The following is a 16,289-nucleotide window of genomic DNA, read 5'->3' on the forward strand; positions in this document are numbered from 1 at the left end:
TCAGCGCTTGCCGCGGTGGCCCGGACGGTTGCCGACGGCGCGGTTTCGGCGGAAGTTGTTCGGCGTGTCGGATTTCTGCGGCGTGTCCGGGAGCGGGGGCGCGGCGGGATCCGGCACCGCGCGGCCACTGGGCGGGCGGGCGGCGGTCAACTTCGTGAGGATCCGGTCGCCCGACGCGACGGCGGTGATCGTGACCGGAATGCTTGCGGCGGTGAACAACTCCTCGGTGGTCGCGCGTTCGTCCGGGGTGGTGAGGGTGACCACGGTGCCGGTGGCGCCGGCGCGGGCGGTGCGGCCGGCGCGGTGGACGTAATCCTTGGGGTCTTCCGGTGGGTCCACGTGCAGGACCAGGGAGACGTCGTCGACGTGGATGCCCCGAGCGGCGACGTCGGTGGCGACCAGGGCCGAGGCCTTGCCGCCGGCGAAGGCGGCGAGGGCGCGGGTGCGCTGGTTCTGGGTGCGGCCACCGTGCAGCACGACGGCGGGAACCCCGGCCTCCAGCAGGCGGCGGCCGAGTTTGTCGGCGGCGTACTGGGTGCGGACGAACAGCAGCGTGCGACCGGGACGAGCCGCTATGTGTGCCACCACATGTCGCTTGTCGGCGGGGCGGACCACGAAGAGATGGTGGGTGACCGCGGGGGTCGCGGTCGGCGGTTGTGTCGGATGCTGTTGTCCCGCAGCGGAATCGGCTGGAATGCCGGATGCCGATCGGGCCGGACGACGGCCCGCGACCGCGGGTGCGGTCCCGGGCGACGGATTCGCGGGCTGCGTCGAAAGACCTTCTGCCGCAACGGAATCGATCGAGCTGCGGCCGCCGGTAGCTGGGCTCGGGTGCTGTTCGGCGGCACTCGGATCGGCCGGCTGCCCGGCGTCGTGATCCGAATTCGGCCGGTGTGCACCGGTCGCGGCGCCGGTGCCGTCCACCGCGTGCCGAACCGGATCGTGCAGATAGCGCGCGACCAGCTCGTCCACCGCGCCGTCGAGGGTGGCGGAGAACAGCAGGTGCTGGGCATCGTCGGGCATGCGGTCGAGCAGGTCGGTGACCTGCGGCAGGAAACCCAGCTGGGCCATGTGGTCGGCTTCGTCGATGGTCGCCACCCGCACCGCGTCGAGGTCGGCGGCGCGCTGGGCGATCAGGTCGGCCAGGCGGCCGGGGGTCGCGATCAGCACGTCGACGCCGCGGGTCAGGCGCTCGGCCTGGCGCTTGATCGGCATGCCGCCGACCGCGACGCCCAGGCGCAGGCCCAGCGACAGCGCCGGTTCGTCGAGCGCCCGTTCGATCTGCAGGGCCAGTTCGCGGGTCGGTGCGAGGATCACGCCGCGTGGCCGCCGGGGCGCGGATACGCCGCGGGTCAGCCGCACCAGCAGCGGCAGACCGAAGGCGAGGGTCTTGCCGGAACCGGTTGCAGCGCGGCCGAGTACGTCGCGCCCGGCCAGGATGTCGGGGATCACGGCCGCCTGGATCGGGAAGGCCGCGGTCAAGCCGCCGCGGCGCAGCGCCTGGACGAGCGGGACCGGCAGGCCCAGGTCGGCGAAGGTTCGCTCAGGCACGGAACAACCGGGTGAGCTCCTGGAGCCAGGGAATCGCCACCGCCATGGTCGGCACCACCAGGATGGTGGCCGCGGCCAGATAGGCACCGGCCGCGATCCGCGGATCGCCCAGCGGGCCGGTCAGGCGCTGGATCCGGATCAGCGTGGACGGGCCGCCGACCGCCAGCGCGCCCTGCGGCGCAGTCGAATTGGAGCAGGCCACCAGCGCGCGGGCCAGCGGCGTCGGCCCGGTCACCTTGACCGCGGAGTCGTCGGCGAGCAACTCGATCAGCAGTTTCACCGAATCCAGCGCGGACTTGCTGCGGACCACGCGCGGGAACGCCTCGTGCGCGGCGGTGAAGGCCTCCAGCACCAGGTCGTGGCGGGCTCGCAGGTGCGAGCGTTCGTGGCTGACGATGGCGGTCAGCTCGGTCTCGGACAGGTTCGCGAACGTGCCCTGGCTGAGCACCACACGCCGCCGGATCCCGGGCAGGCAGTAGGCGATCGGTTCGGCGGCGCCGAGCACCCGGATATCGGCGGAACGTCGTTCGGCGTGCTGGAATTCGCTCTGGTCCAGCAGGTCGACCAGCATGCGGTGGCGGGCCCGTCGGCGGCGGGTGTGCACGCCCACCCGGATCGCGGCGTAGATCAGCCGACCGCCGACCAGCAGCGTCAGCATGAATACGACGACATAGAGCGCCCAAACCGGCAGGCCGAGCGCGTCGATCTCCCGGGTCGGGGAGGTGGTGGGCCGGCCGTCGGTGCCGGGGACCAGCAGCAGGCTGGCGATGGCCAGTCCCGAGCCGAACGCGCTGAGCACGGCGGCCAGGGCCACGGCCTGCCACAGCACGAGCGCCGCGCGCGGCGTGCGGTACGGCCAGGTGGCACGGCTGAGCAACGCGGGTACCGGTCCCGCCAGAAGCAAGGCGAGACCGGCGAAGACCGGCGCGGTTGCGTTCATGCTCAGCTCACTGCGTTGGGGGCCAATATCCGGAAGGGCCCGAGCCTACCTGGTCCACCGGGGCATTTGCGAGAATCCGGGGACCGGGTGGGCGCGGTATCCGCGACCGGGTCACTGCTGCGGGAGAAGCCGGGGAGTGCGCTGCCGAGGTTACTGGGTGGCCCCCTCGTCGTCGGTGCGGGCCGCTTCGGCGGCTTCGAGCTTGGCCAGCGCCTCGCGCAGGGCCGCGGCCTCGTCCTTGCCGACCTGCTCGACGAAGTGGACGAGCGCGGCGCGACGGCTGCCGACCTCGTCGGCCTGCTGGAGAGCGTCGAACATCAGACTGGCGACGAGTTCGTCGCGGGTGTGCACGGGTGCGTACCGGTGGGCGCGGTCGTCGCGCTGCTGGACGACCAGGTTCTTCTTCGCGAGCCGCTGTAGCACCGTCATCACCGTGGTGTACGCGAGTTCGCGCTGCGCCGCCAATGCCTCGTGGACCTGTCGCACCGTCTGCGGTTCGTCGGCGGACCACAACTGGTCCATGACCGCTTTCTCGAGTTCACCAAGACCTGCCATTCCACAATATTACGGAACCAACGACAGCAATGCGTACTACGGGGTGTCGTAACTGGCGAATTGCTGGTGTGTGCTTGGTCATAGCGGGCGTCGGCCGCTACCGACTGGTGATTTAGGTAAGCCTGACCTATGCTGTGCGAGGCGTATGGATAGCGTGCGAGTCCCGAGGGCTGCGGTCGACTCCTGATCCCACCGCTGCGGCGGGCCGGCCCGGACGATGCCGGAACCGGCCCGCCGCTGTCACACGCTCAGCGCGCCCGGCGCCCGGTACTCCCGGCCCTCGGCCGCGGCCAGTTGCCGTCCGGCGTTGATCTGGAACGGGCTGATCCCACCCGCCTCCCACGGGCCGACACTGCCCGCCGCGATCGCCCGTTCGTGCTTGGGCGGCATCCCGAACTCCGCCCGCACCACCGAAACCGGCCGGTCCGCGAGCTCGAACCAGTCCAGCCCGAGGAAATCGGTGCTGCCCGTGCACAGCGCGCCCCGGCGCAGCGCGTCCGCCAGCCGAACCGTCATGCCCGGCTGGGAGAGGTGCCCGCGGTCGGCCTCGAACAGGCCCGCGCCGCTGGCCACCGAACCGGTCTCGAACAGGCTCACCACCATGGCCAGCAGCGAAAACGCCCGCAGATCGTCGTTGGCCCGCGCGATCAGCGCGAACACCTCGATCTCGGACTCCACTTTGGTGCCGTAGTCGGCCAGCACGTGCACCCAGTCGTGCTGGGCCAGCAGCGGCGGCGCGGACCCCGGGTTGCCGGGTGCCACGAACCCGCGGGCCCGGTAGAACTCGTGCACACCGCGGCCGAGGGTGCCCTCGGGCAGGTCCGCGAGCGAGGCCCACCTCCCGGCCAGGGCCGGGTCGTCGGTCACCGGCTCCCAGGCACCGGTCAGAGCGGTCGAGACGTGCAGATTGCTGGTCCGGCTGCCGTCGAAGTCCCGCAGATAGCCGTTGCGGTCGAAGTCGATCCCCGCCAGTTGCCGTCCGCCGATCGCGTACTCGCCGATCAGCCGTTCCAGATCGTCGTGCACCGACAGCGCGGCCGCGAACTCGGCGACCGAGTGCGCCGCGACCGGATCCGGCGGGTCGGTGACGAGTTGCACCAGCACCATGATCTGCACGATCCGGCCCCGGAACGCGCTGTTGCGCCGAGCCAGCCCTTCGGCGAACGTCTGCGCGCCGAGCGGCCGCGCGACCACCTCGGCCTCGACGGCGGCGACGTCGATCTCGAAACCGGTGAGCGCGGGCACGATCGCCGCGATCAGCAGCCGCTGCAGTTCGGTCAGCCCGGACGGGCAGCGTGCGGCCGCGACGATTCCGGTCGCGCACCAGCGCGCCTCGGCCTCGTCCGGTGGGGTCAGCAGAACATCGGAGCCGGTCGGCAATGGAACGCCCATGATCGCCATTCTGCGCCGTGACCGGGCCCCGGCGCCCGTCGGTTCGCCGAGAGCACACCGGTCGCGGCCGAACGCGCACATTGTGGACTGCTGGTGTGCCGCACCAGAGTTCGGTGGGCGGTGGAGGTGGCGCCCGGCCCGGACGCGGTGGCCGGGGTGCTGCGGTGTATGTCTGGACATATGAGCGAACAGAACAGCGCGACCGGTACGTCGTTCCCGGCGGCGGGGGCCAGCACCGGCCCGTTCGGTGACCTGATCGGCCTGAAGCTGACCGAGGTCGGCGCAGATCGGGTGGCCGGGGAGTGGCTCGTCACCCCGCAACTGCACCAGCCGTTCGGGATCGTCAACGGCGGGGTGTACTGCACCGTCATCGAGACGCTGGCCAGTGTCGGCGGCGCGGTGTGGTTCGGCGACCGCGGCACCGTGGTCGGCGTGAACAACAACACCGACTTCTTGCGCGCGGTCACCGAGGGCCGGTTGCGTGGCGTCGCCACCCCCGTGCACCGTGGGCGCACCCAGCAGATCTGGCAGGTGGTGATCACCGACGAGAGTGACCGGATGGTCGCCCGCGGCCAGGTCCGGCTGCAGAACCTGGACCCGCGCTGAGCAATTCGGCATCGGGCCGGTGCGCGGCTCGCTGCCGAGCCGCCGCCCCGCCGCCGGCGCGGCTGCCCGCCACCGGTTCGGCCACCGCGCCGCCGACCGTGCCCGACGAGCACGCGCTGCCGGACCGTGACCGGCGTGCCAGAATGACCGGCACCGCAACGAGTCCCCGAGGAGCCGGCATGCGATTGTCGCCGCACGAGCAGGAACGCCTGCTGCTCAGCTATGCCGCCGAACTGGCGCGGCGCCGGCAGGCGCGCGGGCTGAAGCTCAATCATCCCGAGGCCGTGGCGCTGATCACCGATCACGTGCTCGAGGGTGCGCGCGACGGCCGGTCGGTCGCCGAGCTCATGGCCTCGGGCCGCACGGTGCTCAGCCGCGCCGACGTCATGGCCGGTGTGCCCGAGATGATCGCGGACGTGCAGGTCGAGGCCACCTTCCCCGACGGCACCAAGCTCGTCACCGTCCACCGCCCGATCGGCTGAGCGCGCATGCTCGAAACATCCGGCTCCGGCCTCGTTCCCGGCGAAATCCTCTGTGCCCCCGGCACCATCGAGCTCAACCCCGGCGCCGACCGCGTCGTCGTGGATGTGGTCAACACCGGTGACCGTCCGGTCCAGGTCGGCAGCCACGTGCACTTCCCGCAGGCCAACGCGGCCCTCGACTTCGATCGGGCGGCGGCCCGCGGGCGCCGGCTCGACATTCCGGCCGGTACCGCGGTCCGCTTCGAACCCGGTCTGCCGCAACGTGTCTCGCTGGTGCCGCTGCGCGGCCGGCGCGAAGTACCCGGCATCTCGATGGACCCGCCCGGAAAGCTGGACGCGAATGAGTGAACTGTCCCGTGCCCGCTACGCCGAACTGTTCGGGCCTACGACCGGCGACCGGATCCGGTTGGCGGACACCGATCTACTGATCGAGATCACCGAGGACCGCAGCGGCGGCCCGGGCCGCGCCGGCGAAGAAGCTGTCTTCGGTGGTGGCAAGGTGCTGCGCGAATCCATGGGTCAGTCGCGGGCGACGCGCGCCGAGGGCGCCCCCGACACCGTGATCACCGGCGTCGTCATCGTCGACCACTGGGGAATCATCAAGGCGGACATCGGCATTCGAGACGGCCGGATCCGCGCCATCGGCAAGGCCGGCAATCCCGACACCATGGACGGGGTGCATCCGGATCTGGTGATCGGGCCGTCCACGGAGATCATTGCCGGCAACGGGCGCATCGTGACCGCCGGCGCGGTCGACACCCACGTGCACTTCATCTGCCCACAGTTGCTGGACGAGGCGCTGGGGGGCGGTATTACGACCCTGATCGGCGGCGGCACCGGGCCCGCCGAGGGCAGCAAGGCCACCACGGTCACCCCCGGCTCCTGGCATCTGGCCCGGATGCTGGAGGCCACCGATGCCTGGCCGGTGAACATCCTGCTGCTCGGCAAGGGCAATACCGTGTCGCACGAGGCGATGTGGGAGCAATTGCGTGGTGGTGCGGGCGGATTCAAGCTGCACGAGGACTGGGGGACCACCCCCGCCGCGATCGACGCCTGCCTCACTGTGGCGGACGCGTCGGGCGTACAGGTCGCGCTGCATTCGGACACGTTGAACGAGGCCGGTTTCGTCGAGGACACCCTCGCCGCGATCCGCGGCCGGGCGATCCACTCCTACCACACCGAAGGCGCCGGGGGCGGGCACGCGCCCGACATCATCACGGTCGCGGCACATCCCAACGTGCTGCCGTCCTCGACCAACCCCACCCGCCCGCACACCGTGAACACCCTCGACGAGCATCTGGACATGCTCATGGTGTGTCACCACCTGAATTCGGCGATCCCGGAGGATCTGGCCTTCGCGGAGAGCCGGATCCGGCCGTCCACCATCGCCGCCGAGGACCTGCTGCACGACCTGGGCGCGATCTCGATGATCGGCTCGGATTCGCAGGCGATGGGCCGGATCGGCGAGGTGGTCATGCGGACCTGGCAGACCGCGCACGTCATGAAGCGCCGCCGGGGCGCCCTGCCCGGTGACGGTGCCGCCGACAACGCCCGCGTGCAGCGCTACGTCGCGAAATACACGATCTGTCCGGCGGTGACGCACGGTGTGGACCACGAGATCGGGTCGATCGAGGTCGGCAAGCTCGCGGACCTGGTGCTGTGGGAGCCGGCCTTCTTCGGGGTGCGCCCGCACGCCGTACTCAAGGGCGGGGTGATCGCCTGGGCTGCGATGGGGGACGCGAACGCCTCGATCCCGACCCCGCAGCCGGTGCTGCCGCGCCCGATGTTCGGGGCGGCGCCCACGGTAGCGGCGGGGGCGAGTCTGCACTTCGTCTCCGAGCAGGCGATCGAGTCCGGTCTGGCGGACCGGTTGCAGGTGCGGCGCCGGTTGGCACCGGTGGCGAACGTCCGCCGCCGCACCAAGGCCGATCTGCCGCACAACGACGCGCTGCCGCGGATCGAGGTCGACCCGGACACCTTCACGGTGCGGGTGGACGGCGAGGTGTGGGAGGAGCAGCCGGCCGTCGAACTGCCGATGGCCCAGCGGTACTTCCTGTTCTGAGACAGGGAGTTTCGGCACGGCGTGCGACGGTGCATCGCATGCGACGGTGCGTGCGATGCAAACATGCGTTGTGTGCCAGCGGGATTGGGTTCGGGCCGGTCGTCCAGGTTGCGGCGCTGTCGAATTCACCGCTGAAGCTGTTCGCCGGACGAGCCGGCGCCGCTCAGTGCTGGGCGGCGAACCCGTCGCACATCGCGTCGAGTCCGGTACGCAGCATGCCGGCCGGCTCGAGCAGGTCGCCCGTGCCCGCGCCCTCGAGTGCGGCCAGGCCCGGTGGGGTCGGCCACAGCGGGGTGCCGCGCAGCAGCGCGCTCAGGCCCGACGGATGGTCCGGGTCGGTGTCGCGCTCGGCGAGCAGGGACGCGCTCACCTGCTGCACCGCGATGCCCGCGATATAGCTCCACACCGCCAGCGACATCCGGGTCGCCTCGCGCGGATCGGTGGTCAGCTCGCCGAAGCCTTCGACCAGCCAGGCCAGGCAGAGCAGGCTGTGCGGGCCGAAGTTGTAGCGCGGCACGGCGAAGGTGAACAGCACCCAGGGGTGCTGCTGGTAGAGCTCCCAGTCGATGTCGGCGGCGATGCGGACCCGGTCGCGCCAGGTCCATTCGGGTTCCGGCTCGGGGTAGGAGTGCCGGCGCGCGACCTCGTCGGTCATGTCCGCGAGCAGGGCGTCCTTGTTGGGGATGTGCCGGTAGAGCGACATGGCGCCGACGCCGAGCCGTTCGGCGATCCGGCGCATGGACAGCGCGTCCAGTCCGGCCTCGTCGGCCAGCGCGATACCGGTATCGATGACGGCGGCGCGGGTGAGCTTGGCCTCGGTCATGTCCACTCGCTTTCGATCCTGCGCACTGTTGCGTACACTGTACTCGACCAATCGCGTACGTCGTACGCATGACTCGTAAGGATAAGCGATGACCACCCGTGCCGCCGGAGTGGCCACGCCCCGCCGCGCCTGGCTGGGACTGGCCGTGCTGATCCTGCCGGTGCTGCTCGTCTCCATGGACATGTCCGTGCTCTACCTGGCCATGCCCACCATCACCGACCGGCTCGACCCCTCCGGCACCCAGCAACTGTGGATCCTCGACATCTACGGCTTCCTGCTCGCGGGCCTGCTGGTCCCGATGGGCAACCTCGGCGACCGCATCGGGCGCCGCCGCATCATGCTCGCCGGCGCCACCGTCTTCGGGCTCGCCTCGGTACTGGCGGCGTTCGCGCCGAACGCCGGTGTGCTGATCGCCGCCCGCGCGCTCATGGGTCTGGGCGGCGCCACCCTGCTGCCGTCCAGCCTGGCCCTGATCTCCACACTGTTCCCGAACCCGCGCGCCCGGGCCACGGCCATCGGCCTGTGGACCGCGTTCTTCGCCGGCGGTACCGCGCTGGGCCCGATCATCGGCGGCACGCTGCTGCACAGCTTCTGGTGGGGTGCGGTCTTCCTGATCAACATCCCGGTCCTGCTGATCCTGCTGCTCGCCGGCCCGTTCGTGCTGCCCGAACACCGCGAATCCGGCCGAGGGCCGATGGACCTGCCCAGCGTGCTCATGTCGATCGGCGGCATGCTGCCGCTGGTGTACGCGATCAAGGAGATCGCCGCGCACGGCCCGGCCCCGATCCCGGCGGTCGCCGGACTGGCCGGCCTCGGCGTCCTGGTGGCGTTCGTCCGGCGGCAGCGCACCCTCGCCGAACCGCTGCTGGACCTGGACCTGTTCCGGCGGCCGATGTTCCGGCTGGCCATCGTCAGCAGCACCGTCGGCATGATGTCGCTGGCGGCCATGAGCTACCTGGTCGGCATCTGGCTGCAATCGGTGCGCGGCCACGACGCGCTCTCGGCCGCCCTGCTCGGACTGCCCGGTGCGATCGCCGTCTTCGCGGTATCGATGATCGGGTCCCGGGTCGGGCGCCGGCTGGGCACCGGGCGCGCGTTCGTCGTCGCGCTGACCGTGGCCGCGGTCGGCAACCTGCTGCTGCTCGGCGTCGGTGTCGACGGTGGGGTCGGCTTCTATATCGCCGCCTCGATCCTGATCGGTATCGGCGACGGCCTGGCCTTCCCGCTGGTGTCCGAGCTGGCGGTGGCCTCGGTGCCGCCGGAACGCGCCGGATCGGCGGTCGGCATCTCCGAGACCAGCTTCGAACTGGGCAACGGGCTGGGGCTGGCACTGCTCGGTTCGCTTGCGGCCCTGGTGTTCCGCTCGGGCGGCGACTTCGCGCCGACGCTCGGGGAGACCCTCGACGACGCCGGCTCGGACACCGGCCTGGCGCGGGCCGCGAGCGAGGCGTTCGTCTCCGGTATGCACGTCGCGACCATCGCTGCCGCCGTGCTGCTGGCAGCCACGGCGATCGTCGCCTGGCGGACCGCTCGGACGCAACCGGCTGCCGCGGTGGGTGTTTCGGCGGAACCGGTCGGGGCTCGGCACTGAGTTCGGTCGGCTCCCTGCGTGGTTCGTCCGGGGGTACCGGGCAGGCGGCCGATGCCGCGCGTCGGGCGTGACTTCGGCGGCTACCTCGGAGGTAGCCGCCGATCATGTCCGTCACCGTCGGAGCCGTCGCGACCGGCACAGTGCCGGCGGCCGGTGCGGTCAGCCGGTACCAGTTAGGGGGCCGGGCGTGCGACTTCGGCGGTCACCTCAGAGGTATCCGCCGATGGTGTCGGTGACCGCAGGCGTCGCGTCGATACGGGCGCGGTCGTCCCGGGCCTGGATCAGCTCGGCCAGCGTCATGCCCTCGGCACCGACCACGGGCCGGGGGACACCGCTCAGTTCCCGGTCCAGCCAGACCCCGGCCTCCGTCTGCGACAGCGGGCCGACCTCCAGCTGGGCCAGGCAGCGGCCCGGGCGGACCACGGCGGGGTGCAGGCGCGACAGCTGTTCGTTGGTGGTGATCGCCACCAGCACGTCGCGGCCCTGCCCGAGCATGCCGTCGGTCAGGTTCAGCAGCCGGGAAAGGCCTTGGCCGGTGGACTCTTTCGCGGTGCCGCGGATCAGCTCGTCGCAGTCCTCGAGCACCAGGAGCCGCCAGCGGCGCTTGGCCTCGTCGTAGGAGTCGACGCCCATGGCGACTTCCATCAGGTAGCCGGGGCTGGCGAAGAGCACCTCCGGGTCCAGCACACAGTCGACCTGGCACCAGCCCGACCATTCGCGGGCCAGGGCGCGCAGCGCCGAGGTCTTGCCGGTGCCGGGCGGGCCGTGCAACAGGACCAGGCGGCCGCTGACGTCGGCCGCGCGCACCGCCATCAGCCGGCCGATCCCGGCCGCTGCCTCCGCGCTGTAGTTGCCCGCGATCTCCGGCCAGGTGGCGCCACTGATCGGGCGTACCCGGCGCTGCGGGCCGTGGGAACCCATGTGCCAGAAGCCCATCGGGACCTGGGTGACATCGGGTTCGGGCGCGGCCGTGGCGTCGGCGCCGCAGGTCTCGATGATCTGCGCCGCCAGCTCGGCGGTGGTCGCGCACACATTGAGCTGCGCGGTACCGTTGGCGCGCCGCACCACTCGCAGCGTCCAGCCGTCGCCGACGGCGAGCACGGTCTTGGTGCCGTCGTCGTCATCGGTGCGCAGGATCCGCGCACCCTCCGGGCACAGCGGCGCTTCCGGCTTCACGTGTTCGAGTTCGACGCCGCGCGCGTGTGGCTGGTCGCCGTTGATGAAGGGCGCCAACCCGATCGCGTCGATGATGTCGCGCGGTGAATCGGCGTCGTCCAGGTTCATGGTCCACGACAGCGTCCCGGGCGCCGCGACAGGTTCGGCCTGCCCGACCAGCCGGAGGCGTTCCTGGGGAATCGAAGTCATCCGCCGATGATCACCGTGCCGCGCCGTCACGTCCACCCAATTTCGGTGAAAACGCCCGGACCGCAAGCCTTTCGCGGCGGGGCTACCAGCTCACGGGGAGTGGGGCACCGCGCGCGACGGCGCCGGCGGTCTCCAGGTCGAGGCGCAGTTCGTGGGTCGCCGCGGTCGCCGGGCCGTCATGGTGACTGACGCCGTCCGGGCCCACGATCACGTGAAAAGCGGTGTCGCCCACGTGGATCGTCACCGTGCCCGCGCTGAGCCGGTCGGCGACGGCGCGACTCAACGGCAGCGCGAACCAGTGCGCGCGCACGGCGTCGGTGGGCCGGCGTTCACCCAGCTGCTCGGTGCCCCAGATCGACAGCGCGTCCAGGACCGGCCGCAATGCCGTTCCGGCGGAAGTGAGTTCGTAGACGGCGGTGCCGGCGCGGGGGCCGGATCGGGTGCGGGTGAGGATGCCGTCGCGTTCGAGGTCCTTCAGGCGCGCGGCGAGGATGTCGGTGCTGATGCCGGGCAGGTCGGCGAACAGGTCGCTGTAGCGGCGTGGGCCGGACGACAGTTCGCGGACCAGCAGCAGGCTCCACCGGTCGCCGACGACGTCGAGGGCACGGCCGACGGCGCAGTAGTGGTCGTAGGTTCGGCGTGGCACGCACCCACTGTAACCTGACGCTTGGAAAATCCAAGTGCGAACTTGGAAAAACCAAGTACAGTAGGCGCAACGATCCACCGGAAAGGGATGTCCATGCAGGTCAAGCAATCCAGCAAGCTGGCGGGTGTTTCCTACGAGATCCGCGGTCCGGTCGCGGAACAGGCCGCGCGGCTGGAGGCCGAGGGACACCACGTGGTGAAGCTCAACACGGGCAACCCGCTGCCGTTCGGATTCGAGGCGCCCGCCGAGATCCTGCAGGACATCGTGCGCAATCTGCCTGCGTCCAGCGGGTATTCGTCGTCGAAGGGACTGCTGCCGGCCCGCCGCGCGGTCGTGCAGTACTACCAGACCCTCGGCGTCACCGACATCGACGTCGAGGACGTGTTCCTCGGCAACGGGGTCTCCGAGCTGATCATGATGGCGATGACCGCGCTGCTGGAGAACGGGGACGAAGTCCTCGTCCCCGCACCGGATTTCCCGCTCTGGACCGCCGCCACCACCCTCAACGGCGGCCGGGCCGTGCACTACCTGTGCGACGAGGGCGCCGACTGGTACCCCGACCTGGCCGACGTCGCGGCCAAGATCACCGACCGCACCCGGGCCCTGGTCATCATCAACCCCAACAACCCGACCGGCGCCGTCTACCCGCCGGAGGTGCTGCGCGAACTGCTCGAGATCGCCCGCCGCCACCGGCTCGTGGTCTTCGCCGACGAGATCTACGACAAGATCTACTACGACGACCGGACCCACACCTCGATCGCCGCGCTCGCCCCCGACCTGCTGGTGCTGACCTTCTCCGGCCTCTCGAAGTCTTACCGGTGCGCGGGATTCCGCGGCGGCTGGCTCGCGGTGTCCGGCCCGGTCCAGCACGCCCAGAACTACATCGAGGGCCTCACCATGCTGGCCGGCCTGCGACTGTGCGCGAACGTCCCGGCGCAGCAGGCGATCCAGGCCGCGCTCGGCGGGCACCAGAGCATCTACGACCTGACTCTGCCCGGCGGCCGGCTCCGCGAACAGCGCGACCGGGCCTGGGAGGCGCTCGAGGCCATTCCCGGCATCTCGTGCGTGAAACCCAAGGGCGCGCTGTACGCGTTCCCGCGCATCGACCGCAGCGTCTACGACATCCACGACGACGAGCGGTTCGTCCTGGACCTGCTGCTGCAGGAGAAGATCCACATCGTCCAGGGCACCGGCTTCAACTGGCCGCAACCCGACCACTTCCGGATCGTGACGCTGCCCTACGCCGACGAACTGGAGGCGATCATCGGGCGGATCGGCCGTTTCCTGTCGACCTACAAGCAATAGGGACGCCACGGGATTCGAAGGGCTCGGCGCACCGAATTGCACGGGCGGCGGATTGCCGGGAGGATGCGGGTCGGTAACGACCGGTGACCGTGGAGGTGAGGATGAGTCTGGCGCTGGTGCTGACTCTGGCCGATTCGCGGTTGCCGATCGGCGGGCATGTGCATTCGGGCGGGGTCGAGGAGGCGATCGCGTCCGGGGTGGTGCGGGATCTGCCGACCGTCGAGGCGTATCTGCGGCGTCGGGTGCGGACCACGGGACTGGTCGCGGCCGCGCTGGCGGCGGCGGTGTGCGCCGGTGACCTCGAAGTCCGCGAAGCCGAATTCGAGGCCGATGCCCGGATGCCGGCGCCGGCCGCGCGGATGGCGTCGCGGGCGCAGGGGCGCGGGTTGTTGCGGCTGGCCCGGGGCGTGTGGCCGCAGGTCGGCCGGGAACTCGGCCCGCGGCCGCACCTGTCCACGGTGTTCGGTGTGGTCGGGGCGGCGGCGGAACTGGCACCCGACGAGATCGCCGGCGTCGTCGTCTACACGACCATGACCGGAAGCGCGACGGCGGCGCAGCGGCTGCTCGCGCTGGATCCGGCGGGCGTCGCGGCCGTCACGGTCCGGCTCGCCCCACTGTGCGACGAGATCGCGGCACGGGCCACAACCGAACTCGTGGCGCTGTCCGATCCGCTGCAGGACGTGCTCGCGCAGCGGCACACGACCCGGGACATGCCGCTGTTCGCGTCCTGACCGACGGTGGGCAGGTGTGCGGCTGATCCCGCGGGTGTGCGGCTGCCGCGTGGGTAACACCCGCGACACGTGCATCGGCCATGATGGGACGAATTCCGACCCCGAGGAGTGAGTATGCCCCCGCACCTGATCGACGGCGAACCGCATCAGCATCACCACGACCGGCCCAAGCGCACGCGCGTGCCCGGCGAGCCGCTGCGGATCGGCGTCGGCGGGCCGGTCGGATCGGGCAAGACCGCGCTGGTCGCGGCGCTGTGCCGGCAACTGCGCGACGAACTCTCGCTGGCGGTGCTGACCAACGACATCTACACCACCGAGGACGCGGACTTCCTGCGCCGCCACGCGGTGCTGCCCGACCAGCGGATCACCGCGGTCCAGACCGGCGGCTGCCCGCACACGGCCATCCGCGACGACATCACCGCCAATCTGGACGCGATCGACGATCTGATCGAGGCCAATCCGCCCCTGGATCTGATCCTGGTCGAGTCCGGCGGCGACAATCTCACCGCTACCTTCTCCTCCGGGCTGATCGACGTGCAGATCTTCGTGGTCGACGTCGCGGGCGGCGACAAGGTGCCGCGCAAGGGCGGCCCGGGCGTCACCTGGTCGGATCTGCTGGTGATCAACAAGACCGACCTCGCCCCGCTGGTCGGCGCCGACCTCGAGGTGATGCGCCGCGATTCCACCGCGGTGCGCGAGGGCCGGCCGTTCGTCTTCACCTCGCTCACCGCGGATCCGGCGGCCACCCCGGTGCTGGAGTGGGTGCGGGCGCAGCTGCGTGCCGCCGCGGACCACGACGCGGCGGCGGAAACCGGTGGCGCGCTTGCGCACTGAGGTCCACATCGCAGCCCGGGCGGGGGAGCTGCCGCGGATCCGGGCCACCGGCGGCCTGGCCGCGCGGCACACCGCGCCCGGCACGGTGCACCTGATCGGGACGGCCGCCACACCGCTGGGCGGGGACGAGATCTCGGTGACCGTCACCGTCGGCTCGGGCGCGGGCCTGGTGCTGCGGTCGGTGGCGGCGACTCTGGCGCTGCCCGGCCGGGGTACGCCGATCTCGGTGTCGCACTGGACGTTCGAGGTGGCGGCCGGGGGTCGACTCGATGTCGACCCGGAACCACTGGTGGTCGCCGGTGGGGCGGAACATCACGCGCACAACGTGATCCGGGTCGACGCCGACGCGCGGCTGCGGGTGCGGGAGCGGGTCCAGATCGGGCGGTTCGGTGAAGACCACGGCTGCTGGCACGGCAGCCTGCGCGCCGACCTCGGCCGGGATCCGTTGCTGCGGCACGCCCTCGACGTGGGTGCGCCGGCCGACGACCTGCTCGGCGCCCCGCGCGCCCTGGTCAGTGAACTCCGCTATCCCGACGACGCGCCGGCCGCGACCACCGGACTCGACGCGGCGGTGCTGCCGCTGGCGCTCGGCGGCAGCCTGCGCACCTGGACGGGCGCACTGCTACCGGCCTGAATCGGCCCGGAAACGCCAGAGGCGCCGCCGAAGCGGCGCCTCTGCCGGTCGAATGCCGACGGCGTCGGAAGCGGTAGCGCGACACGGTCGCGCCGACTGCCGAGATCGCCGCCTGAGCCGCGACCTCAGCGCGTAACGGAGGTCATCGTCTGGTCGGCCGCCGGGCTCTTGGCGGCGGTGGCCGCGTCGGTGGTCGCGCCACCGGAGTTCTGCTCGGCACCGGAGTTCTGCGCGGCACCGTCGGCGTGGGCGCGGCCCATACCGATCGAGTCCAGGACCCCGTCCACGGCCGACTCGGCCTGTGTCGCGGTCTGATTGACCGAGTTGACCAGCCCGGCGTCCAGCCAGCTCGGTGCGTTGAACTGCACGTCGCCGATGTGGAACGTGCTCGGTGACGGTGCGGTGGCCTGAACCTGAGCCTGCGCCTGATCACCCGCGCCGAGGGCGTCCTGGGAATCGGCGGCACCGGCCGGTGCGGTCCCGGTCGTGGTCATCGCCGTGCTCGGTTGCGGTGTGGGGGCGGCGGGGGCCGCCTGCGCGGATCCGGCGCCGACCACTGCCAGCACCACGGGGACCGCTCCGACCGCGACGACTCCGCCGACGCGCTGGAGACTCGGGTTCGGCGCTCTGTGCTTGCGTGCAGCCATACCTGACCTTTCTCTGGAGCGTGGATGGTTCGCCCGACATTCGGACCGATGCGGCGCCCGGATGGGAAATTCCCCTAAGCACGGTGTGTCGCCGCGCGCCACGCGGGGGTCGGCCGGTGGCAGCG

17 protein-coding genes are annotated in these 16,289 nt (G+C 71.3%); 9 read left to right on the top strand and 8 right to left on the bottom strand.

Annotation, left to right across the window (positions count from 1 at the left end):
- The 4 genes from EBN03_RS14600 to EBN03_RS14615 form a co-directional block, all read right to left on the bottom strand.
- Positions 1-1,551: a DEAD/DEAH box helicase gene (locus EBN03_RS14600; protein WP_233608388.1), complete on the bottom strand. Its 1,551-nt coding sequence runs from the start codon at positions 1,549-1,551 to the stop codon at positions 1-3.
- Positions 1,544-2,491: a M56 family metallopeptidase gene (locus EBN03_RS14605; protein ID WP_122188567.1), complete on the bottom strand. Its 948-nt coding sequence runs from the start codon at positions 2,489-2,491 to the stop codon at positions 1,544-1,546. The genes EBN03_RS14600 and EBN03_RS14605 overlap by 8 nt, the downstream gene beginning before the upstream one ends.
- Positions 2,492-2,641: 150 nt before the next feature.
- A complete protein-coding gene (locus EBN03_RS14610) occupies positions 2,642-3,046 on the bottom strand; it encodes a BlaI/MecI/CopY family transcriptional regulator (RefSeq protein ID WP_122188568.1) in 405 nt (134 codons plus the stop codon).
- Between the two features lie 240 nt (positions 3,047-3,286).
- A complete protein-coding gene (locus EBN03_RS14615) occupies positions 3,287-4,438 on the bottom strand; it encodes a hypothetical protein (RefSeq protein ID WP_147471588.1) in 1,152 nt (383 codons plus the stop codon).
- 180 nt (positions 4,439-4,618) lie between these two features.
- Between EBN03_RS14615 and EBN03_RS14620 the strand changes: the two genes are divergently transcribed.
- The 4 genes from EBN03_RS14620 to EBN03_RS14635 all read left to right on the top strand — a co-directional run bounded on the left by EBN03_RS14620 (position 4,619) and on the right by EBN03_RS14635 (position 7,588).
- Entirely contained in the window at positions 4,619-5,044 is a 426-nt protein-coding gene (locus EBN03_RS14620; protein WP_122188741.1) for a PaaI family thioesterase, read from the top strand.
- A gap of 179 nt (positions 5,045-5,223) precedes the next feature.
- On the top strand, positions 5,224-5,526 hold the full coding sequence (locus EBN03_RS14625; protein WP_122188570.1) for an urease subunit gamma: 303 nt from the start codon (positions 5,224-5,226) through the stop codon (positions 5,524-5,526).
- Positions 5,527-5,532: 6 nt separating this feature from the next.
- Complete coding sequence (locus EBN03_RS14630; protein WP_122188571.1) at positions 5,533-5,874, top strand: urease subunit beta; 342 nt, start codon at positions 5,533-5,535, stop codon at positions 5,872-5,874.
- Complete coding sequence (locus EBN03_RS14635; RefSeq protein WP_122188572.1) at positions 5,867-7,588, top strand: urease subunit alpha; 1,722 nt, start codon at positions 5,867-5,869, stop codon at positions 7,586-7,588. Before EBN03_RS14630 ends, EBN03_RS14635 begins: the two co-directional genes overlap by 8 nt.
- A 163-nt stretch (positions 7,589-7,751) precedes the next feature.
- Here EBN03_RS14635 and EBN03_RS14640 read toward each other — a convergent pair whose 3' ends face one another.
- On the bottom strand, positions 7,752-8,411 hold the full coding sequence (locus EBN03_RS14640) for a TetR/AcrR family transcriptional regulator (RefSeq protein ID WP_122188573.1): 660 nt from the start codon (positions 8,409-8,411) through the stop codon (positions 7,752-7,754).
- An 88-nt stretch (positions 8,412-8,499) separates the two neighbouring features.
- Here EBN03_RS14640 and EBN03_RS14645 point away from each other — a divergent pair, with 88 nt between their 5' ends.
- Positions 8,500-10,002: an MFS transporter gene (locus EBN03_RS14645; RefSeq protein WP_122188574.1), complete on the top strand. Its 1,503-nt coding sequence runs from the start codon at positions 8,500-8,502 to the stop codon at positions 10,000-10,002.
- A 207-nt stretch (positions 10,003-10,209) separates the two neighbouring features.
- Here the strand turns inward: EBN03_RS14645 and EBN03_RS14650 are convergent, their stop codons facing one another.
- Together EBN03_RS14650 and EBN03_RS14655 are read right to left on the bottom strand one after the other, a co-directional pair.
- Positions 10,210-11,367 (bottom strand): DUF5925 domain-containing protein, encoded by a 1,158-nt coding sequence (locus EBN03_RS14650; protein WP_122188742.1) that lies wholly within the window; start codon positions 11,365-11,367, stop codon positions 10,210-10,212.
- A gap of 82 nt (positions 11,368-11,449) precedes the next feature.
- On the bottom strand, positions 11,450-12,013 hold the full coding sequence (locus tag EBN03_RS14655) for a winged helix-turn-helix transcriptional regulator (protein ID WP_122188575.1): 564 nt from the start codon (positions 12,011-12,013) through the stop codon (positions 11,450-11,452).
- 93 nt (positions 12,014-12,106) lie between these two features.
- Here EBN03_RS14655 and EBN03_RS14660 point away from each other — a divergent pair, with 93 nt between their 5' ends.
- The 4 genes from EBN03_RS14660 (at position 12,107) to EBN03_RS14675 (ending at position 15,517) form a co-directional block, all read left to right on the top strand.
- Complete coding sequence (locus EBN03_RS14660) at positions 12,107-13,318, top strand: pyridoxal phosphate-dependent aminotransferase (protein ID WP_122188743.1); 1,212 nt, start codon at positions 12,107-12,109, stop codon at positions 13,316-13,318.
- A 101-nt stretch (positions 13,319-13,419) separates the two neighbouring features.
- The gene (locus EBN03_RS14665) at positions 13,420-14,049 is read left to right on the top strand and encodes an urease accessory protein UreF (RefSeq protein ID WP_122188576.1); all 630 of its coding nucleotides are present in this window, start codon (positions 13,420-13,422) and stop codon (positions 14,047-14,049) included.
- Positions 14,050-14,163: 114 nt separating this feature from the next.
- Positions 14,164-14,883 carry an urease accessory protein UreG gene (gene ureG, locus EBN03_RS14670; RefSeq protein ID WP_122188577.1) on the top strand — a complete coding sequence of 240 codons (720 nt, stop codon included), beginning with the start codon at positions 14,164-14,166 and terminating at the stop codon, positions 14,881-14,883.
- On the top strand, positions 14,873-15,517 hold the full coding sequence (locus EBN03_RS14675) for an urease accessory protein UreD (RefSeq protein ID WP_122188744.1): 645 nt from the start codon (positions 14,873-14,875) through the stop codon (positions 15,515-15,517). The genes ureG and EBN03_RS14675 overlap by 11 nt, the downstream gene beginning before the upstream one ends.
- Positions 15,518-15,642: 125 nt before the next feature.
- Here EBN03_RS14675 and EBN03_RS14680 read toward each other — a convergent pair whose 3' ends face one another.
- Positions 15,643-16,164 (bottom strand): hypothetical protein, encoded by a 522-nt coding sequence (locus EBN03_RS14680; protein WP_147471589.1) that lies wholly within the window; start codon positions 16,162-16,164, stop codon positions 15,643-15,645.
- Positions 16,165-16,289 lie beyond the last annotated feature (125 nt).

This window comes from Nocardia stercoris, from assembly GCF_003696265.1.
Classification (GTDB): domain Bacteria; phylum Actinomycetota; class Actinomycetes; order Mycobacteriales; family Mycobacteriaceae; genus Nocardia; species Nocardia stercoris.